Origin of the sequence: Bradyrhizobium retamae (assembly GCF_001440415.1) — a bacterium.
Classification (GTDB): Bacteria; Pseudomonadota; Alphaproteobacteria; order Rhizobiales; family Xanthobacteraceae; genus Bradyrhizobium; species Bradyrhizobium retamae.
Genome location: NZ_LLYA01000002.1, coordinates 76,561 through 95,776 on the forward strand (window position 1 = coordinate 76,561; position 19,216 = coordinate 95,776).

General features: G+C 63.7%; 14 protein-coding genes. 7 read left to right on the forward strand and 7 right to left on the reverse strand.

The genetic code is table 11. The features are described from left to right. Positions 1–2: 2 nt before the first annotated feature. Positions 3–632, reverse strand: coding sequence for a LysE family translocator (locus tag CQ13_RS02775; protein WP_057841505.1), 630 nt, complete (start codon positions 630–632; stop codon positions 3–5). Between CQ13_RS02775 and CQ13_RS02780 the strand changes: the two genes are divergently transcribed. Further along, on the forward strand, positions 614–2,428 hold the full coding sequence (locus CQ13_RS02780) for a tetratricopeptide repeat protein (protein ID WP_057841506.1): 1,815 nt from the start codon (positions 614–616) through the stop codon (positions 2,426–2,428). The two genes, CQ13_RS02775 and CQ13_RS02780, sit on opposite strands and share 19 nt — an antisense overlap. 153 nt (positions 2,429–2,581) lie before the next feature. Then, the gene (locus CQ13_RS02785; protein WP_057841507.1) at positions 2,582–3,253 is read left to right on the forward strand and encodes a hypothetical protein; all 672 of its coding nucleotides are present in this window, start codon (positions 2,582–2,584) and stop codon (positions 3,251–3,253) included. Between the two features lie 181 nt (positions 3,254–3,434). On the opposite strand, the gene CQ13_RS02790 is transcribed toward CQ13_RS02785, so the two are convergent. Then, on the reverse strand, positions 3,435–4,382 hold the full coding sequence (locus CQ13_RS02790; protein ID WP_057841508.1) for an alpha/beta fold hydrolase: 948 nt from the start codon (positions 4,380–4,382) through the stop codon (positions 3,435–3,437). 246 nt (positions 4,383–4,628) lie between these two features. On the opposite strand from CQ13_RS02790, the gene CQ13_RS02795 reads away from it, so the two are divergent. Together CQ13_RS02795 and CQ13_RS02800 are read left to right on the forward strand one after the other, a co-directional pair. Continuing rightward, entirely contained in the window at positions 4,629–5,096 is a 468-nt protein-coding gene (locus CQ13_RS02795; RefSeq protein ID WP_028350462.1) for an Hsp20 family protein, read from the forward strand. A gap of 257 nt (positions 5,097–5,353) precedes the next feature. Continuing rightward, positions 5,354–6,130, forward strand: coding sequence for an alpha/beta fold hydrolase (locus CQ13_RS02800; RefSeq protein WP_057841509.1), 777 nt, complete (start codon positions 5,354–5,356; stop codon positions 6,128–6,130). Positions 6,131–6,193: 63 nt separating this feature from the next. Here the strand turns inward: CQ13_RS02800 and CQ13_RS02805 are convergent, their stop codons facing one another. After that, the gene (locus CQ13_RS02805; protein ID WP_057841510.1) at positions 6,194–6,934 is read right to left on the reverse strand and encodes a hypothetical protein; all 741 of its coding nucleotides are present in this window, start codon (positions 6,932–6,934) and stop codon (positions 6,194–6,196) included. A gap of 479 nt (positions 6,935–7,413) precedes the next feature. Between CQ13_RS02805 and gltB the strand changes: the two genes are divergently transcribed. Both gltB and CQ13_RS02815 read left to right on the forward strand, forming a co-directional pair. Beyond that, positions 7,414–12,147, forward strand: a complete 4,734-nt coding sequence (gene gltB / locus CQ13_RS02810) for a glutamate synthase large subunit (RefSeq protein ID WP_057841511.1) — start codon at positions 7,414–7,416, stop codon at positions 12,145–12,147. A gap of 150 nt (positions 12,148–12,297) precedes the next feature. Next, entirely contained in the window at positions 12,298–13,755 is a 1,458-nt protein-coding gene (locus CQ13_RS02815; RefSeq protein ID WP_057841512.1) for a glutamate synthase subunit beta, read from the forward strand. A 137-nt stretch (positions 13,756–13,892) separates the two neighbouring features. On the opposite strand, the gene CQ13_RS02820 is transcribed toward CQ13_RS02815, so the two are convergent. Continuing rightward, positions 13,893–15,596: an outer membrane beta-barrel protein gene (locus tag CQ13_RS02820; RefSeq protein ID WP_057841513.1), complete on the reverse strand. Its 1,704-nt coding sequence runs from the start codon at positions 15,594–15,596 to the stop codon at positions 13,893–13,895. A gap of 194 nt (positions 15,597–15,790) precedes the next feature. Here CQ13_RS02820 and CQ13_RS02825 point away from each other — a divergent pair, with 194 nt between their 5' ends. Further along, positions 15,791–16,804, forward strand: coding sequence for a KpsF/GutQ family sugar-phosphate isomerase (locus CQ13_RS02825; RefSeq protein WP_057841514.1), 1,014 nt, complete (start codon positions 15,791–15,793; stop codon positions 16,802–16,804). Between the two features lie 130 nt (positions 16,805–16,934). Here CQ13_RS02825 and CQ13_RS02830 read toward each other — a convergent pair whose 3' ends face one another. From CQ13_RS02830 to CQ13_RS02840, 3 genes are all read right to left on the reverse strand, one after another. Then, positions 16,935–17,489, reverse strand: a complete 555-nt coding sequence (locus tag CQ13_RS02830; protein WP_156433458.1) for a carboxymuconolactone decarboxylase family protein — start codon at positions 17,487–17,489, stop codon at positions 16,935–16,937. A 74-nt stretch (positions 17,490–17,563) separates the two neighbouring features. Then, a complete protein-coding gene (locus CQ13_RS02835) occupies positions 17,564–18,010 on the reverse strand; it encodes an NfeD family protein (RefSeq protein ID WP_057841516.1) in 447 nt (148 codons plus the stop codon). A gap of 36 nt (positions 18,011–18,046) precedes the next feature. Beyond that, positions 18,047–19,048, reverse strand: coding sequence for an SPFH domain-containing protein (locus CQ13_RS02840; RefSeq protein ID WP_057841517.1), 1,002 nt, complete (start codon positions 19,046–19,048; stop codon positions 18,047–18,049). Positions 19,049–19,216 lie beyond the last annotated feature (168 nt).

Here is a 19,216-nt window from a genome sequence, read left to right on the forward strand (position 1 = left end):
CATCAGCGCGCCTCCAGCATCGCCACGCGGATACCGAGATAGACGAACAGCCCGCCGAGTGCGCGGTTGATCCACGCCACCGCGCCGGCCGATTGCCGGATACGGCCCGCGGCCCGGGCAGCGAAGCCGGCGATGCAAAAGCACCACAACGTGCCGCTGGTGATGAAGATCAGGCCGAGTACCAGGAACGCCAGGGTCTTGTGGGCAGACTCCGCCGCCACGAACTGCGGCAGGAACGCCAGAAAGAACAGCGCCACCTTCGGATTGAGCACGTTGGTCAGGGCGCCCTGCCAGAACACGCGGGCAAGCGATGTCTCGCTGCCTGCCACGGCAGTCTCCGCCAGCGGGCGCGAACGCGACAGCAGCATCTGGACACCCGTAAACAGCAGGTAGGCGGCGCCGACCCATTTCAGGACCGCAAAGGCCGCGGACGACGCCATCAACAGCGCCGACAGGCCGATGGCGGCGCCGAACACGTGAACGAGGCAACCGACACTGATCCCGGTCGCCGCCGCCGCTCCGCCGCGCCATCCGAACTGGATGCTGCGACCGATAATGTAGGCCGTGTCCGGCCCCGGGGTGATATTGAGCAGCAGGGGATTATAGTAGGGATATGGAAAGACGCCTGGCAGCCATCGTCTGCGCTGACGTCGCCGGCTACTCCCGAATGATGGGAGCCGACGAGGCGGGGACGCATGCCACGTTCAAGGCCCATCGAAGCGCGATCTATCCGATCATCCTCAATCATGGCGGCCGCCTGGTGAAGAACACCGGCGACGGCTTCCTCCTGGAATTTCCCTCTATCGTCGGCGCCATCGAGGCTGCGGTCGCGATGCAGATGGTAATGGCGGAACGTAACGAGCACCTGCCCGCCGATCGCGCCATGCAGTTTCGCATGGGCATCCACATGGGCGACGTGATGGCCGACGAGGACGAGGTGTTCGGCGACGACGTCAATATCGCGGTGCGCCTCGAATCGGTCGCCGCCCCCGGCGGCGTGGCGGTTTCGGGCAAGGCCTGTCATGAAGCGGGCAAGCGCCTCAGCGTCACATTCATCGACGCCGGTCCCTACCGGTTCAAGAACATCGAGGAGCCGATCCATGTCTGGACCTGGCAGCCCGGGGGGGCCGATGCCGTCGGCCCGGCACCCAAGGCCGCGTCCGAGACATCGGCTACCAACCTGCCTGCCCAATATCGCACCGCGATCGTGGGCGTGCTGCCGTTCACGAACTTGAGCGAAAGCGCGGACGAGTATTTTTCCGACGGGCTGACCGAGGACCTTATCCACGCGTTATCACTGCAATCGTTCTATCGGGTACTCAGCCGCAACTCGACGTTCTCGTTCAAGGGCAAGAATGTGAGCACGCGCCTGATCGCGCGCGAGATCGATGCCACCTACCTGATCCAGGGCTCGGTGCGCCGCGCCGCCAACAAGATCCGCGTCACCGCCGACTTGATCGCGCCCGAAACCGGCGAGCAATTATGGACTGGCCGGTTCGACCGCGACATGGGCGACCTGTTCGCGATGCAGGACGAGCTCACCACCAGCCTGTCGGCGGCGATCGCGGCCGAAATCTACAGGGCGGAAGCCTCCGCCCCACCCCGCTCCTCTTCGAACGACATCACCGCCTGGGATCGCTTCCTCAAGGGGCTGTCCTACTACTACCTGCACACCAAGGCGGATTACGAAACCTCGATCAGCCTGTTCAAGGAAGCCATCGCGCTCGATCCGACGCTGTCGATCGCGCGCGCCTATCTCGCCACCATCCAGATCCAGGGCATTCAGTTCGGATGGATCAAGAGCACGCGCGAATTGTGGGACTCCGCGATGTGTCTCGCGGAGAGCAGCGTCCGGCTCGATCCCCGTTCGTCTTTCGCGTTTCAGATTCTGGCCTATCTGCACGCAGTGGAAGGACACTACGAAGCGGCAATGGATGCCGCAAAGCGCGCAGTCGGGCTCAATCCGTACGACATGGGTGCCCGCGGCGTGCTCGGCTTTTGTCATCTGATGAGTGGCGAACACCGGCGAGCCATCGAACTGTTTACGATGGCAGCCCAGCAAGGCAACAACGACCCTCGATATCAGTGGGCCGCCGTTAACGCGTTCAGCCATTACCTGCTCGGGCAATACGACGCTTCGCTGTCCTGGTCGCGCGAAGAGCTTTATGTCAATCCCAATCATCTACAGGCTCTGGCGATACGGGCGGCAGCGCTCGCGCAGTTGGGACGAACGGCGGAAGCCGAGAACGCGGCCAAGGTGCTGCTGAGCAACTATCCAAACCTGACCGTCGACCGGTACTTGCGGAATTTTCATTGGAAGTCGGCGTCCGACATCGCCCATTTTCGCGACGGCCTCGTGAAGGCCGGCATCCCCTTCAGCAGATTGACCGTCGTCGACTCCGCTCCGAAGCTCGCCGCGGATTCCTGAGCGTGTAAGCCTATCGGTTGACACGGCGTCGAATTCCGCCAAACTTACCTACACCCTGACGTAGCGCGCCGCCGAATTCCATTTTCAGAACCGTCATCCCCTCCACGTCGGGAACGGCCATTTTCATATTCGGCGCCTTTGAGGATTGGAGCCATGTCGGACCAACGCATTGCCACCGCCCCGGGCGCTGCGCCCGCCGGGCAGTTACCAGTTTCGCCCAACAATCCCTGCCCGTTTTTGCGCGCATTGGTCGCCAACGGCTATGTCAGCGGCCACCTCGTGCCGCTCTCGCAACTGTCAGAAATAATCGGCTTCGCAACCGGCGAAATGGGCTCAGAGCAAAAGAAGGTGCGACGGAAAGCCTGGATGGTCGCCGTCATTGCCAACGGCCTCGGGCCGCTGCGCGTATTCAAGAGCGCAACGTCTGGCGCCGTGCTCGACGAGCTGCGCAACGGCCCGCTCGACAAACATGGCGGCGGTTCACGCATTCTCGATGCCGAAGCGAGGGTTCATGAAGAGCAGATCGACCGGCTCGCCAGCTTCGGCAAGGACTGCAAAGATCCTTCAGGGGGCATCGAACTCGGGCTGACGGCGAAGGAGATCGACACCTTTATGGCGGCCAATATCAAGCGCGACGGCGATGCAGCGCGCTGGTACTATCCCATCCTGATGAAGGGGGAATGGCCGGTCCTATTGAAAATCCTCGGCAAGGGCGAAGGCGAGGCGCGCTACCTCAGCATCGCCGAGGTCAGGACGCTGTTCGTCGAGCGGCGGCTGCCCGAGCGGATCACGTCACGACTACCGAAGCCTGCTGCCAAGATCTGAGCGCTCGTGTCCGGACGCGGCGCAGCGTGTAAGTCTGCTCCGCAGAGCCGGGACCTACTGCGGCAATGGACCCTGGATCAGCAGCGCACCACGCCAAATGCCATAGCGCGTCAAAGACGCGCGTGAACGCGCTTAAGGCGCTGCGCAGCATCCGGGGAACGCGAGCGGATACGAAAGGCAATCACTTGAACAGAGGCGTGCCTGGCACGAACGCATCGAACGCAGCCCAGAATTGCGCGCGGTAGCGGTCCTGCTCCTGCAGGATCTCGTGCTTGGAGCCTGCGATCACCAAATGAGAGCCGGCGCGTAAGTGATAGGCGAACTCCTCAATCGCCGCCGTTGAAACGATGGTGTCGTTGCTGGCGGCCAGCATCAGGATCGGCTGGCGTATTTCGGACGGGTAGTTCACGCCGCGAAAGGTATTTATCGCCCGAAATGCGGTATCGGCCCACGCCACCGTCGGCGAGCCGATGCCCAGCGTCGGGTCTTCTTCCAGGATCGCGGCGTTGCGGGCGTAGCGCACGGGATCGCTGGTGAAGGGGTTGTTGATGAAAGATTCCGTTCCGGTCAGCGCATCGCTGCCGCCGGGCACGTAGCGGCCGCCCTGCCCCATCAGCCGCATGATCCGAAGCAGCGCCCGCGTCGGAAAGGACGTCGTGCGCCCCGGCAGGTCGATCATCGGCGCCGACAGCACCATGCGGTCGAACCAGCGTTTTCCCGCATGCGCCACCCGCAGCATGACAGCGCCGCCCATCGAATGCGCGAGCGCGAAATACGGCGGCGGACAATCCGGCAGCACCACCTGCTGCACGAAGGTCTCGACGTCCACTTCGAAATCGGCGAAGTCGCGGACATAGCCTTTGCGCGGATCGCGCAGGCGGCGCGAGGAATGACCCTGGCCGCGCCAGTCGATCATCGCCACCGCGAATCCGCGATCGCGCAAGTCGCGCACCGTCTCGAAATATTTCTCGATCTGCTCGCTGCGCCCGGTGAAGACGCAGACCGTGCCCTTGCGCCCCGCCGGCGGCGCCCAGCGCGCGAACCTCAGTTCCGCGCCGTCGGGCGTCTTGATGGTGCCCGAGACGACGTCCTCCGGAACCGGATTGGCGGGGATGGAGACGAGCGTCATGACGGGAACCGACTAGGTGAAAAGGGCTGAAAATCAAGGCGGGAGCGTAAAAAAGGGCCTGTTTCGCCTCTCTTGAACGCCGTTTCACCCCTCCCATATCACTTCTGTGCAGGCCACTGCCAGTGTTTCGGAACCAAAGCCAAGGCTTCAAAAACCAAGGCTCCAAAAACTGAGGCTGCACAGGACTACAGCCCGGCCCGATGGCGGGCGGGTAATTGCAACAGTCGCTCAATGGAGGACTATCCTATGCGTACCTACGATCTTACCCCGTTTTATCGTTCCACCGTCGGCTTCGACCGCTTCTTCAACCTGCTCGATCAGGTGACCTCCGACGGCAGCCCCGGTTATCCGCCCTACAACATCGAGCGCACCGGTGAGAACGCCTACCGCATCAGCGTTGCGGTTTCCGGCTTCTCGCAGGGCGAGCTTTCGATCGTCGCGAAGGAAAACACGCTGACGATCAAGGGCGAGAAAACCGCCAACGAGAACGGCAAGGACAAATCCGAAGTGCTCTACCGCGGCATCGCCGCACGCGCCTTCGAGCGCGTCTTCCAGCTTGCCGATTTCGTGCAGGTGAAGAACGCCTCGCTCGAGAACGGCCTGCTCCACGTCGATCTCGTCCGCGAGATCCCCGAGGCCAAGAAGCCGCGCAGCATTCCGATCAATTCGGGCGCGCAGGCCCCGCAGGTGGTCGACGCTTCAGTCGCCGCGTAACACGGTAGGTTCAGCCGGTATTGGCTGAACGCGAAACGCCCCGGGGAGACCGGGGCGTTTTTTGTGCGCGCATCACGAAGACGACGCAATCCGGCTCCGCTCATTAACAGCGAATTTAAATGATGTCCGCTTCTGCAACGACTATTCGACCGCGTGCCCGGCACCGGCGGCGCCGAGACGCGTAACGTTTGCAGTTCGACGACGTATTCACCTTCGCACCCAGCGCTTCAACAGACGTATCAAATCAGGAGAGATCGATGACAAGGTTACGGATCGTTGCGGCGCTCGCCGCTAGTGTGTTTGCAGGATCGTTCGGCGTACTCACCACGCCGGCGCAGGCCGCGGCACCGGTCAAAGTGAAAAATGTCGTGCTGGTGCACGGCGCCTGGGCCGACGGATCGAGCTGGTCGAAAGTCATTCCGCGGCTGCAGGCAGCGGGACTTCACGTCACGGCCGTCCAAAATCCGCTGACGTCGCTGGAAGATTCCGTAGCCGCCACACGCCGCGCGCTGGCGCAGCAGGACGGGCCGACCGTGCTGGTGGCGCATTCCTGGGGCGGCACCGTGATCAGCGAAGTCGGCACCGACCCGAAGGTCACGGGGCTCGTCTATATCGCGGCGCGCGCGCCCGATGCGGGCGAGGATTTCGTTGCGCTCTCGCAGAAATTTCCAACGGGGCCGGTGCGGGCCGGCGTTCAGGAGCATGACGGCTTCACCAAATTGTCCGAGGACGCATTCCTGAAATACTTCGCCAATGGCGTCGACCGGAAGACGGCGGAAGTCCTCTACGCCGTGCAGGAGCCGACCGCGGCATCCCTGTTCACCGGCCGCACCACCGCGGCCGCCTGGCGCAGCAAGCCGAGCTGGTACGCCGTGTCGAAACAGGACTACACCATCAATCCCGATCTCGAGCGGTATCTCGCCAAGCGGATGAATGCCACGACGGTCGAACTGGAGGCCGGCCACCTGTCACTGGTCTCTCAGGCCGACAAGGTCGCCGACCTGATCCTGGCCGCCGCCGGGCAGCACGAATAGCCCATCGCAATGAAAAACGCCCGGGGAGACCGGGGCGTTTTTGAAGATCCGTAGATGGGGTGCCTACTCCAGCGCCTGCACATCAGGCATCGCCTGCGTCGGCGCAATCTGCGGGGCGGGCTTGGCCGGGACCGAACCGGTCACCGCCGGCGACGCCGCGGCCTGAACTTCGGTCGGCTTCGGCGCAGGCGCAGCAGCCTGCTTGGCCGGCGCCGGTGCAGGCTTGGCTGCGACCGGACTGGCTTTCGGCATCGGCACCGCGCGGCTCGCGACATGGGAGGCCGGCCGCTGCGGCCGCGGCGCGGCCTGGACATTGGCCGGGGTGGCCGGCGCGTGGGCCTGCGGCGGCGGAGCCCCCGGAGTTGCCGGAAGCGCGCTGTGCTCCTCGTAGAAATTGTCGCCCATCCGGTAGGACGGCACGAAACGGATGATCCGGCCGTTGCGTGCGTCGATCACCAGCCGGCCGTCCTCGCCGCCGCGGTCGAGCGCCGCAATCGTGTAAACGAAGCCGCGCAGCCTCGGGATACCGAGCGGCGAGAATCCGTTATCGCGCAGCACGGAATAGACTTCCGTCGACGGCAACAGTCCTGGACCGTCTCCATACTGCGGCACGGCTCCGTAGCGCGGCCCGGGCTCGTAGTACGGCCCGGGAACCGATTGCGGTGCCACCGCATAGGGAGCGTCGAAATCCGATGCCGCCCTGTATGGCGAGCGCCCGATCTCATAGGGCCCGGGCACCTGCGCCTGCGCGCCGCCCACAAGAAGGACCAGTCCCGCCGCCAAAGATCCCGTGAACAACTTCATCACCGAAAGCTCCTGTAAGCCCCGCAGCCTCCGGACCGCAGCCGGAGCATTTTGCTCACTCGCCGACGGCCCAAGGCGAATTTCATTGCGAAATCCGGCGGTCCTTGGGCCGGATCGGGGCGCCGCTGCCGCAAAACCCCAGCGGGCGGCTTTTCCCCGGGCCATCAAGCGCCGATCCGCATGCGGGCGAGGACTTTCACGCGCTTGTGTGATAAAGAAAAATTTGGCATGGTCGAAGTTAGGACAGTATCACTGTCTCAATTGCGGAGCCGTCCCGGCACAGGGATTGCAACGAAACCGTGGCGACACGAGCTCCAGGGCAGTGCAGGCAAGGCCGTTCCTCAGGGACGTTGAACGCCCAAGCCTGAATTTAAGAAATTGCGGCTCGCGGCGGACGAGCGGTGGCCCGGTGGGTGCCGCAAGCGTCCAAGGTGCGCCGACGATGCGGTGAGGCCCTTAGCCTTTTTGAGAGGAATGAGATGAGCGGGTCGGAATTCGAGCGCGAAAACATCGTGACAGAAACCCTGTCGGCGACCGCGGCTTCGAAACCGGCCGACATTGCGCGCGAGCATGACTGGCGCCCGCCGGCCGAGGGCCTGTACGACCTCGGCATGGAGAAAGATTCCTGCGGCGTCGGCTTCATCGCCAACATCAAAGGCCGCAAGTCGCATCAGATCGTCTCCGACGCGATCAGCATTCTCTGTAACCTCGAACATCGCGGCGCGGTCGGCGCCGATCCGCGCGCCGGCGACGGTGCCGGCATTCTGGTGCAGATCCCGCACGCGTTCTTTGCGCGCAAGACCGCCGAGCTCGGCTTCAAGCTGCCGGAGCCCGGCCACTACGCGATCGGCGCGCTGTTCATGCCGAAGGAGACGGCGTGGCGAAAGGTGATCCAGAGCATCATCGCCGAACAGATCAAGGAAGAGGGCCTCGTGCTGCTCGGCTGGCGCGATGTGCCGTCCGACAACGCTTCGCTCGGCGAAACCGTCAAGCCGACCGAACCTTACCACATCCAGGTCTTCATCGGCCGTAACGGCACGGCGAAGACCGAGGAAGAGTTCGAGCGTCGGCTCTACATCCTGCGCAAGTCGATCTCGCAGGCGATCTACCAGCGCCGCGACCGCGGGCTCGCCGGCTATTACCCCGTCTCGCTGTCGTGCCGCACCGTGATCTATAAGGGCATGTTCCTCGCCGACCAGCTCGGCAAGTACTATCCCGATCTGCACGAAGAGGATTTCGAGAGCGCGCTGGCGCTGGTGCATCAGCGCTTCTCGACCAACACCTTCCCGACCTGGTCGCTGGCGCATCCGTACCGGATGATCGCCCATAACGGCGAAATCAACACGCTGCGCGGCAACGTCAACTGGATGGCGGCGCGGCAGGCTTCCGTTCACTCGGAGCTCTACGGCAAGGACATCAGCCGCCTCTGGCCGATCTCCTACGAAGGCCAGAGCGACACCGCCTGCTTCGACAACGCACTCGAATTCCTGGTGCAGGGCGGTTACTCGCTGCCGCACGCGGTGATGATGATGATTCCGGAAGCGTGGGCCGGCAATCCCCTGATGGATGAGCAGCGCCGCGCCTTCTACGAGTATCACGCCGCGCTGATGGAGCCGTGGGACGGCCCTGCCGCGATCGCGTTCACCGACGGCCGCCAGATCGGCGCCACGCTCGACCGCAACGGGCTTCGTCCCGCGCGCTATCTCGTCACCAAGGACGACCGCATCGTGATGGCGTCCGAAATGGGCGTGCTGAAGATCCCGGAGGATGAGATCGTCACCAAGTGGCGGCTGCAGCCCGGCAAGATGCTTTTGGTCGACCTCGAACAGGGACGCCTCATTCCCGACGACGAGATCAAGGCGACGCTGGCCAAGAGCCACCCCTACAGCGACTGGCTGCATCGCACCCAGCTCGTGCTCGAGGAATTGCCCGATGCGCCCGTCAAGGGCATGCGTTCGAACCTGCCGCTGCTCGACCGGCAGCAGGCGTTCGGCTATTCGCAAGAAGACATCAACATCCTGATGACGCCGATGGCTGCGACCGGCGAGGAAGCCGCCGGCTCGATGGGCAACGACACACCGATCTCGGCGCTGTCGGACCGGCCGAAGCCGTTGTTCACCTATTTCAAGCAGAATTTCGCGCAGGTCACCAACCCGCCGATCGACCCGATTCGCGAGGAACTCGTCATGAGCCTCGTCTCGATCATCGGGCCGCGGCCGAACCTGTTCGACCTGCAGGGCATGGCCTCGACCAAGCGGCTCGAGGTGCGCCAGCCGATCCTGACCGATGCGGATCTGGAGAAGATCCGCTCGATCTCCGATGTAGCTGACACCCATTTCAAGTCACGCACGCTCGACACTACATTCCATGCCGGCTTCGGCGCGGCGGGGATGGAGCAGGTGCTCGACGAACTCTGCGCGCGCGCCGAAGGCGCTGTGCGCGAAGGCGTCAACATCATCATCCTGTCCGACCGCATGGCGGGCACGGACCGGATTCCGATCCCCTCGCTGCTGGCTTGCGCCGCCGTGCATCATCATCTGATCCGCACCGGCTTGCGCACCTCTGTCGGCATCGTCGTCGAATCCGGCGAGCCGCGCGAGGTGCATCATTTCGCATGCCTGGCCGGCTACGGCGCCGAGGCGATCAACCCCTATCTGGCGTTCGAAACCATCATCGCGATGAAGGACCGCTTGCCGGGCGCACTCGACGACTATGAAATCGTCAAGCGCTACATCAAGTCGATCGGCAAGGGCCTGCTCAAGGTGATGTCCAAGATGGGCATCTCGACGTACCAATCCTATTGCGGCGCGCAGATTTTTGACGCCGTCGGGCTGAAGGCCGATTTCGTCGCGAAGTATTTTGCCGGTACCCACACCCGCATCGAAGGCGTGGGCTTGGCCGAAATCGCCGAGGAAACCGCGCGCCGTCATACGGACGCGTTCGGCGACGCGCAGGTTTACAAGACCGCACTCGATGTGGGCGGCGAATACGCCTACCGCACCCGCGGTGAAGACCACGCCTGGACGGCCGAGTCCGTCTCAGCGCTGCAGCATGCCGTGCGCGGCAACTCGCAGGAGCGCTATCGCGCGTTCGCGAAGATCCTCAACGAGCAGTCGGAGCGGCTGTTGACGCTACGCGGCCTGTTCCGGATCAAGACCGCCGAGGACGAGAAGCGCAAGCCGGTGAAGCTCGATCAGGTCGAGCCGGCCTCCGAAATCGTCAAGCGTTTCGCCACGGGCGCGATGAGCTTCGGCTCGATCTCGCGCGAGGCGCATACCACGCTCGCGATCGCCATGAACCGGATCGGCGGCAAGTCGAACACCGGCGAAGGCGGCGAAGAGGCCGATCGCTTCAAGCCGATGCCGAACGGCGATTCAATGCGCTCGGCGATCAAGCAGGTCGCCTCGGGACGCTTCGGCGTGACGACGGAATATCTCGTCAACTCCGACATGATGCAGATCAAGATGGCCCAGGGCGCCAAGCCCGGTGAAGGCGGCCAATTGCCTGGCCACAAGGTCGACGCGACGATCGCGCGCGTGCGGCATTCGACCCCCGGCGTCGGCCTGATCTCGCCGCCGCCGCATCACGACATCTATTCCATTGAGGATTTGGCGCAGCTCATCTACGACCTCAAGAACGTCAATCCGGACGGTCAGGTCTCGGTCAAGCTGGTTTCCGAAATCGGCGTCGGCACGGTGGCCGCGGGCGTAGCGAAAGCGCGCGCCGACCACGTCACCATTGCGGGCTTCGAGGGCGGCACCGGCGCCTCCCCCCTCACCTCGATCAAGCATGCCGGCAGCCCGTGGGAGATCGGCCTTGCCGAAACGCATCAGACGCTGGTGCGCGAGCGGCTGCGCAGCCGCATCGTGGTCCAGGTCGACGGCGGCTTCCGCACCGGGCGCGACGTCGTGATTGGCGCCCTTCTCGGCGCCGACGAGTTCGGTTTCGCCACTGCGCCGCTGATCGCGGCCGGCTGCATCATGATGCGCAAGTGCCATCTCAACACCTGCCCGGTCGGCGTCGCGACCCAGGATCCGGTACTGCGCAAGCGCTTCACCGGCCAGCCCGAGCACGTCATCAACTATTTCTTCTTCGTCGCCGAGGAAGTGCGCGAGATGATGGCGCAACTCGGCTACAGGAAGTTCGACGAGATGGTCGGCCAGACCCAGATGCTCGACCAGTCCACGCTGGTGGCGCACTGGAAGGCCAAGGGGCTCGATTTCTCAAAACTCTTCGTCCGCCAGAAGGAAGAGAAGGGCCAGAAGATCTATCACGCCGAAGCCCAGAACCATCATCTGGAGAAGGTGCTCGACCGCCGCCTGATCGAGAAGGCGCAGGCCGCGCTCGACCGCGGCGCGCCGGTGAAAATCGAGGAAGAGATCAATAACACCAACCGCTCCGCCGGCGCGATGCTGTCCGGAGCCGTGGCGAAGATCTACGGCCATGCCGGGCTGCCGCATGACACCATTCATGTCAGCCTGAAGGGCACGGCAGGCCAGGCGTTTGGCGCGTGGCTGGCCAAGGGCGTCACCTTCGAGCTCGAAGGCGAAGGCAACGACTATGTCGGCAAGGGCCTGTCGGGCGGCCGCATCGTCGTCAAGCCGCCGCGGAATTCCGGCATCGTCCCGGAGGAGTCCATCATCGTCGGCAATACGGTGATGTACGGCGCGATCGAGGGCGAATGCTACTTCCGCGGCATCGCCGGCGAACGCTTTGCGGTGCGCAACTCCGGCGCTGTCGCGGTCGTCGAAGGCGCCGGCGATCATTGCTGCGAATACATGACCGGCGGCATCGTCGTGGTGCTGGGCAAGACCGGCCGCAACTTCGCAGCCGGCATGTCCGGCGGCATCGCCTATGTGCTCGACGAGGCCGGCGACTTCGCAAAGCTCTGCAACATGGCGATGGTCGAACTGGAGCCGGTGCTCTCGGAAGAGATGATCAACCAGAACACCTATCACCACACCGGCGATCTCGAAGCGCATGGCCGGGTCGACGTGTTCCAGAACCTGCTCGACTCCGACGTGGAGCGGCTGCACGTGCTGATCACGCGTCACGCCAAGCTGACCGGCTCTAAACGGGCCGCCGAGATCCTCGCGAACTGGAAGGCCTGGCTGCCGAAATTCCGCAAGGTGATGCCGGTGGAATACCGCCGCGCGCTGAAGGAATTGAAGGTCGACGCCGACGCCGAGCCGAAAATCGCGATCGGGGCTTAGTTACACCAGCCCGTCATTGCGAGCGCAGCGAAGCAATCCATAGCGCCACAAGCCGAACCATGGATTGCTTCGTCGATAACGCTCCTCGCGATGATGGAGGGTGACGGAAACAGACAGATGCGAACGAGAGATGCAGGGGCATCAGGTTTAATGGGCAAGATCACAGGTTTTCTCGAGATCGACCGGAACGAACGCAAGTATGCGCCGGTCGCCGAGCGGTTGAAGCATTATCGCGAATTCGTCATTCCCCTGAGCGAGAAGGACACCCGCGACCAGGCTGCGCGGTGCATGAACTGCGGCATCCCCTATTGCCACGGCACCGGCTCGGTGGCGCCGGGCACGCCGGGCTGTCCGGTCAATAACCAGATCCCCGATTTCAACGACCTCGTTTATCAGGGCAACTGGGAAGAAGCCTCGCGCAACCTGCACTCGACCAACAATTTCCCGGAGTTCACCGGCCGCATCTGCCCGGCGCCGTGCGAGGCATCCTGCACGCTCAACATCGACGACAACCCGGTCACCATCAAGACGATCGAATGCGCGATCGTCGACCGAGCCTGGGACAATGGCTGGCTGAAGCCGGAAGTCGCGCCGGCCAAGACCGGCAAGAAGGTCGCGATCGTCGGCTCCGGCCCTGCAGGCCTTGCGGCCGCGCAGCAGCTCGCGCGCGCCGGCCATGACGTCCACGTCTACGAGAAGTTCGCCAAGGCCGGCGGATTGCTTCGTTACGGCATTCCCGACTTCAAGATGGAAAAGCACATCATCGACCGCCGCGTGGCGCAAATGGAGGCCGAGGGCGTGACGTTCCACTACGGCGTCCATATCGGCGGCACTTCGCAAGGCGCCATCGATCCGCGCGAGCTGCTCAACCAGTATGACGCGGTAGCCTTGACCGGCGGCGCCGAAGCCGGCCGCGATCTGCCGATCCCCGGCCGCGATCTCGACGGCATCCATTTTGCGATGGACTTCCTGCCGCAGCAGAACCGCCGCGTCTCCTCCGAGCCGCTCGGCGACGTCAAGGATATCCTGGCCGGCGGCAAGCATGTCGTCGTGATCGGCGGTGGCGACACCGGCTCCGACTGCATCGGAACCTCGTTCCGGCAGGGTGCGAAGTCCGTAACCCAGCTCGAAATCATGCCGGCGCCGCCCGAGCACGAGAACAAGGGCGTGACTTGGCCGAACTGGCCCTTGAAGATGCGGACCTCGTCGAGCCAAGCCGAAGGCGCGAGCCGCGAATACGCGGTGCTGACGCAAAAATTCTCAGGCGTTGACGGCAAGGTGCAAAAGCTGCACTGCGTGAAGGTCGACGACAAGTTCAAGCCGATTGCGGGCACCGAATTTGAGCTCGAAGCGCAGCTCGTGCTGCTCGCCATGGGCTTCGTGCACCCGGTGCACGACGGCATGCTGAAGACGCTGGGCGTCGACCTCGACCAGCGCGGCAACGTCCGCGCCAACATAGCCGACTACAAGACCTCGCTGCCGAACGTCTTCTCCGCAGGCGACATGCGCCGCGGGCAGTCGCTGGTGGTGTGGGCAATCCGTGAGGGCCGGCTGTGCGCGCGAGCGATCGATCAGTATCTGATGGGGAAGACGGACCTGCCGCGGTAGTGAGACGCGAAACGGGCCACGTTCACAACTGTCATGCCCGGACTTGATCCGGGCATCCATCAATCTTCATCAGACTCTCGCTAAGGGATGGATTGCCGGGTCAAGCCCGGCAATGACGAGCTTGGGCGTCGGCAGCCCTAGTGCTGCAATCTCACCCCCAGCATTACCACCGTCGATGCTGTGCTATTCCCCTGCAAATTCGAATCCAGCCAGTCGCGCCGCAGCGTGCCCCTGAGCCAGACGTTGCGGTTCATCTTGTAGATGGCCTCGCCTGACACCGCGTAGATCTTGTCGCGCCTGGGATTGCCCTGATAGTCGAGCGAGCCCCAGGTGAACTTGCCGATCGCGGTCAGCCAGCGGCGGAAGTCGTGGTCGACTTCGACGGTGTAGACATGCGTCAGGACGCCCGACGTGCCTGGCAGCGTGGTCTCCGTGATCGTGGTGTCGGAATAGAATTTTGCCGTCGTCAGCGGCGTTGCGGTCCAGACCAGCGAGGACGAGACGAGCAGGCCTTCCAGGCGATCGAGCCTCGGATCGACGTAGTCGCGCGCGGCATAGCCGACGGCGATTTCGCCGGTCAACAGCCGCGAGAATTCGAAGCTGGTGCCGCCCTTGACGTAGCCGCCACTGGAATCGCGCGCAAATCCGCTGCGGTCGAGCCTGACGTCATGCACGCGGCTGTCGCCCTGCACTTCCACGAACGGCTTTATGCCCGGCTTCAAATCATAGCTGACGCGGCCGACGCCGCCATACTGGTTGAAGTTACGGTCGTCGTTGGTCGTTGAAGTGCCGTCGGTGAGCTTTGAATTGGTATAGTCGGTGCGGTCGACGGTGGCGCCGGCAGAAACCTGCAGCCGGTTGAAGCTCTGGTCGACGCCTAAAGTCGTGCCAACCGTGGTGAGGATCGGATATCTGGCGAGACCGGCCTGCACGTTCGGGCTGCCGGGATTGTCCGTCGAGACGAACAAGCGTCCCTGCGCGGTCAGCCTCGTGTCGCGGCTGACGTCGAGCCGGCCGTCGACATGGCCGATGAAGTTGGGCCGGTCGACATCGAGCGGCGCCGACAGCGGCGTGCCGTCCGCGTTCGGCGTGAGATTGCTGCCGTAGCCGGTGAAGGAGCCGCGGAGATCGGCCACCAGCGCATGACGCTCCCAGTCGGAGACCACCAAGAATTCCGGCGCGATCACGTAGAACGGCTTGCCTTGCGCCGGGACGAGCCGGCCGGGATTGGTGTCGTAGCCGCCCGAGAATTCGACCGCGGATTTGATCAGAAAGCTGCCGGCGTAATCGCCGACCGCGCCGAACGGATCGTCATCGATCCTGAGACGCTTGCGCGGCGGCTGTCCCACGACCGTGCCCGCCATCGCCGGCGGGATCGGGGTTCTGTGCGCTGATTCCGATGGGGCAATCGACAGCCGCAGCCGCGTGTTCGACGCAATCGGCGGCGGCGGACTACCGGGTCCGACCGGCGGCTTCGGCTTCGCCTGCCCCGGATAATATTTCGGCTTCTTGCGCTTGCGGTTGAGCGAATCGTAGCCGATGTCGGCTGCGCCGCTCGCGGCCGGCAGACCGTATTTCGGGATCTGTCCGATCCGCGACGGCGCGGGCTTGTCACTCTCTTGCAGCTTTGGGCTGTTGACGGGATCGTTCACCTCTGCCGCCGTCCGGCGCAGCGGCGAATCCGGCGGCAGCATCTGACTGGTCCGCCTTGAGCTGAACAGGTCCGACGTGACGGTTTGCGCTCGCGCTGCGGTTCCGGTCAGGACGAACAGCGCAAGGCACGGCAAGGCTGCGCGGAAGAGGCGCGCGCGGCCGTTCCGGCCCGATGCTGGCCCCGCCATCACGATAAAATATACCCCAACAAAAACAGATACTTGGTGGACGAACGCCGAACCCTCGCGGAACACGTCGTTAATGGAGTTAAAACAATTATGGTTAATGAGCCGTTGAGGGCGGCAGCCCCGCGTCGCTTCGCCGGACGGCCCATGCTATGCAAGGATTCGGGGCGCGAAGCCCCTCCTTTCCTGGGACAGACATGGCCAATCCGAATCCGCTGATGGTACAATCATCCGGCTCTGAACCCGCTGATGCCGCCGTCCAATCGGCGCTGCGCACGCTCGATGCCGAGGGCAGCGGCATCGCCGCGATCGCGGCGGCGCTGCAGTCCGACCTTCGCGCATCCTTTGTCGCCGCCGTCGATCTGGTCCGGAACGCCAAGGGACGTCTGATCGTCACCGGGCTCGGCAAGTCGGGCCATATCGGCCGCAAGATCGCCGCGACCTTCGCCTCCACCGGCACGCCCGCCTTCTTCGTCCATGCGGCCGAAGCGAGCCATGGCGACCTCGGCATGATCACGCCGGACGATGTCATCCTGGCGCTATCGTGGTCCGGCGAGCAGCCGGAAATGAAGAATCTGATCACCTATGCCAAGCGCTTCCGTATTCCCGTGATCGCCATGACGGCGGAGCGCGAATCTTCCCTCGCCAAGGCGGCCGGCATCGCGCTGACGCTGCCAAAGGCGCGTGAGGCCTGCCCGCACAATCTCGCGCCGACCACTTCTTCCCTGATGATGCTGGCGCTCGGCGACGCGCTGGCGATTGCATTGCTGGAAGGCCGCGGCTTTACCTCGGTCGATTTCAGCGTGCTGCATCCCGGCGGCAAGCTCGGCGCGCTCCTGAAATACACCCGCGACCTCATGCACACCGGCGACGCTGTGCCGCTGAAGCCGCTCGGCACCAAGATGTCCGAGGCGCTGGTCGAGATGACGTCCAAGGGCTTTGGCTGTGTCGGTATTGTCGACGCTCGCGGACACATCGTCGGCATCGTCACCGACGGCGACCTGCGCCGCCATATGGGGCCGCAGCTCATGTCGGCCACCGTCGACGAAGTGATGACGAAAAATCCGAAGACGATCGACCGCGACGTGCTGGCCGGCGAGGCGCTGGAGATCCTCAACTCCTCGAAGATCACGACGCTGATCGTGACCGACGCCAGCAAGCCGATCGGCATCGTGCACCTGCACGATTTCCTGCGCGCGGGTGTGGCGTAACTCCCGACCTCTCCCCGTCATTGCCTGCGACAAACGCGAAGCGTTTGCGCAAGGGAGCGCAAGCGACAAAGCAATCCACCTATCCGTTATGCCGCGAGATGGATTGCTTCGCTCCGCTCGCAATGACGGGTTAGGCCTCCGGAAACCGCACCGCGTTCTCCTCCAGCGGCAGCGCCAGTCCGTTCGCGAGATACGAGACGGTGCGGTAGAACCCGCACAGCAGGATGATCTCGAATATTTCCGCCTCGTCGTAATGCGCCGATAGCGCCGCAAATTCGGCGTCATCAAGCGTGGCGTGCCCGTGCAGCGCATCGACCGCGGCGATCAGGGCCTGCTCTGCCGGCGACCAGCATGCGTCGGTGGCGGCGCCGAGCACGGTGGCGCGGACCTGCTCTTCCGTCAGATGCGCGGCTTGCGCGAACGTCGTGACATGCACGCCCCATTCGTACTCGCAGCCCGTTCGCGCGCAGGTGCGGTCGATGACGATCTCGCGCTCCCGCAAACTGAGCGGGCCGCGATCCAGCAGGCTGCCGGCGCGGAATTTCTCCCAGGCCCGCGCATTGCCGGCCACGACGCGAAACAGCACCAGCGGCGGCGCGCCGCGCATGATGCGGTCGAACTGCTCGGCAATGTCAGGTGCATAAGGCGGCTCAAGTGGCGCGATGCGCGGCATGGTTTGTGACACGGCAAACCTCCATTGCTACTAATATCGTAGCGATGCTACATTTTTTGTAGCATAATGCAAGGAGATGATGGAAGCTAAGCCACCGCCACCGTCAGGCTGGCGCCATCGGCCTGCACCACTCTGACCCGGCTGCCGGCCGGCGCGTCAGGGCCGGCGACGCGCCAGATCGTGTCGTCGATCCGCACGGTGCCGGTGCCGCCGACGATCGGCTTCTCCAGCGTGAATTCCCGGCCGATCAGCGCCTTGGTCCGGTTGTTGAGAAACGGGTTGCTCAGGCTGCGGCTTCCCTCGCTGCGCGCAAAGTGCCGCCATGCCGGTACCGCGGCAACCGCGAATACCGCAAACATCAGGAACTGCGTCTGCCAGGACGGGCTGATCGCAAACGACACGAGCCCGACCAACAGCGCCGCGAGCCCGAGCCAGAACATGAAAACACCCGGCGCGAGCAATTCCAGCGCCATCAGGACGAAGCCGAAGATCAGCCAGTTCCAGGTGCCCAACGTCGAAAATATCTCGGCCATGACACGAACCTCTAATCAATCTTCGAGATCAACCTCTTACCGCTGCGGCGCGACCGGCGGCGGGGTGGGACCGGTATTCGGCACCGACGATGTCCGCCGTGCGGCGGCCGTAGCGGAAGCGGCACTTTCGCCGAACGTCGCCTTGGCGATCTCCCCGATACCGGCGAGCGAGGACAGCACGCTAGTTGCTTCCATCGGGATCATCAGGATCTTCTGGTTCGGCGAATCCGCGAACTGTCCGAACGCCTTGATGTACTTGTCGGCGATAAAATAGTTCAACGCTGCGACATCGCCCTGGGCGATGGATTCGGAGACCATCTGCGTCGCCTTGGCTTCCGCCTCCGCCAGGCGCTCGCGCGCTTCGGCATCGCGGAATGCGGCTTCGCGGCGGCCTTCGGCCTGCAAAATCTGCCCCTGTTTGGCGCCCTCGGCGCGCAAAATTTCCGACTGGCGCTGGCCCTCGGCCTGCAGAATGTCGGCGCGCTTGACGCGTTCGGCCTTCATCTGCCGGCCCATCGCTTCCACCAGGTCGGCCGGCGGCACGATGTCCTTGATCTCGATGCGGTTGACCTTGAGCCCCCATGGCGAGACGGCCGCATCGACCACGCGCAGCAGCCGCTCGTTGATCTCGTCGCGGTGCGACAGCACCTGGTCGAGATCCATCGAGCCCATCACCGAGCGGATGTTGGTCATGGTCAGCACGATGATGGCCTGCTCGAGATTGGCGACCTCGTAGCTCGCTTTCGCGGCGTCGAACACCTGGAAGAACGCGACGCCATCCACCGTCACGGTGGCGTTGTCCTTGGTGATCACCTCCTGCTCGGGAATGTTGATCACCTGCTCCATCATGTTCATCTTGCGGCCGACGCGGTCGAAATAGGGAATGATGAGGTTCAACCCCGGCGACAGCGTGCGGGTGTATTTGCCGAACCGCTCGATGGTCCAATCATAGCCCTGCGGCACCGTTTTGACGCCCGCGAACAATGTGGCAATGACAAGTAGAACAAAGGCAATCGCGAAAATGTCGAAGCCACTCATAAAGTCCCTCCAAGGCCGGCAAGGTGCGTTGCCCGGCGCGATCTCTCATTTGTCTGTAACGGCGTAGGCCCGGTTCAGCCGGCGGTTCTCAGTTCATGGTTATATAGCTAGGGAATGGTTTGCGGGCCACCAGATGTTCTCGGGCTCCGAACGGCGAACTGGTTGTTG

Excerpts from the sequence above, each read along its gene's own strand:
- CQ13_RS02780 (WP_057841506.1), top strand. The coding sequence starts at position 614 with ATGGAAAGACGCCTGGCAGCCATCGTCTGCGCTGACGTCGCCGGCTAC.
- CQ13_RS02785 (WP_057841507.1), top strand. The coding sequence starts at position 2,582 with ATGTCGGACCAACGCATTGCCACCGCCCCGGGCGCTGCGCCCGCCGGG.
- CQ13_RS02790 (WP_057841508.1), bottom strand. The coding sequence starts at position 4,382 with ATGACGCTCGTCTCCATCCCCGCCAATCCGGTTCCGGAGGACGTCGTC.
- CQ13_RS02795 (WP_028350462.1), top strand. The coding sequence starts at position 4,629 with ATGCGTACCTACGATCTTACCCCGTTTTATCGTTCCACCGTCGGCTTC.
- CQ13_RS02800 (WP_057841509.1), top strand. The coding sequence starts at position 5,354 with ATGACAAGGTTACGGATCGTTGCGGCGCTCGCCGCTAGTGTGTTTGCA.
- CQ13_RS02805 (WP_057841510.1), bottom strand. The coding sequence starts at position 6,934 with ATGAAGTTGTTCACGGGATCTTTGGCGGCGGGACTGGTCCTTCTTGTG.
- gltB (WP_057841511.1), top strand. The coding sequence starts at position 7,414 with ATGAGCGGGTCGGAATTCGAGCGCGAAAACATCGTGACAGAAACCCTG.
- CQ13_RS02815 (WP_057841512.1), top strand. The coding sequence starts at position 12,298 with ATGGGCAAGATCACAGGTTTTCTCGAGATCGACCGGAACGAACGCAAG.
- CQ13_RS02820 (WP_057841513.1), bottom strand. The coding sequence starts at position 15,596 with ATGGCGGGGCCAGCATCGGGCCGGAACGGCCGCGCGCGCCTCTTCCGC.
- CQ13_RS02825 (WP_057841514.1), top strand. The coding sequence starts at position 15,791 with ATGGCCAATCCGAATCCGCTGATGGTACAATCATCCGGCTCTGAACCC.
- CQ13_RS02835 (WP_057841516.1), bottom strand. The coding sequence starts at position 18,010 with ATGGCCGAGATATTTTCGACGTTGGGCACCTGGAACTGGCTGATCTTC.
- CQ13_RS02840 (WP_057841517.1), bottom strand. The coding sequence starts at position 19,048 with ATGAGTGGCTTCGACATTTTCGCGATTGCCTTTGTTCTACTTGTCATT.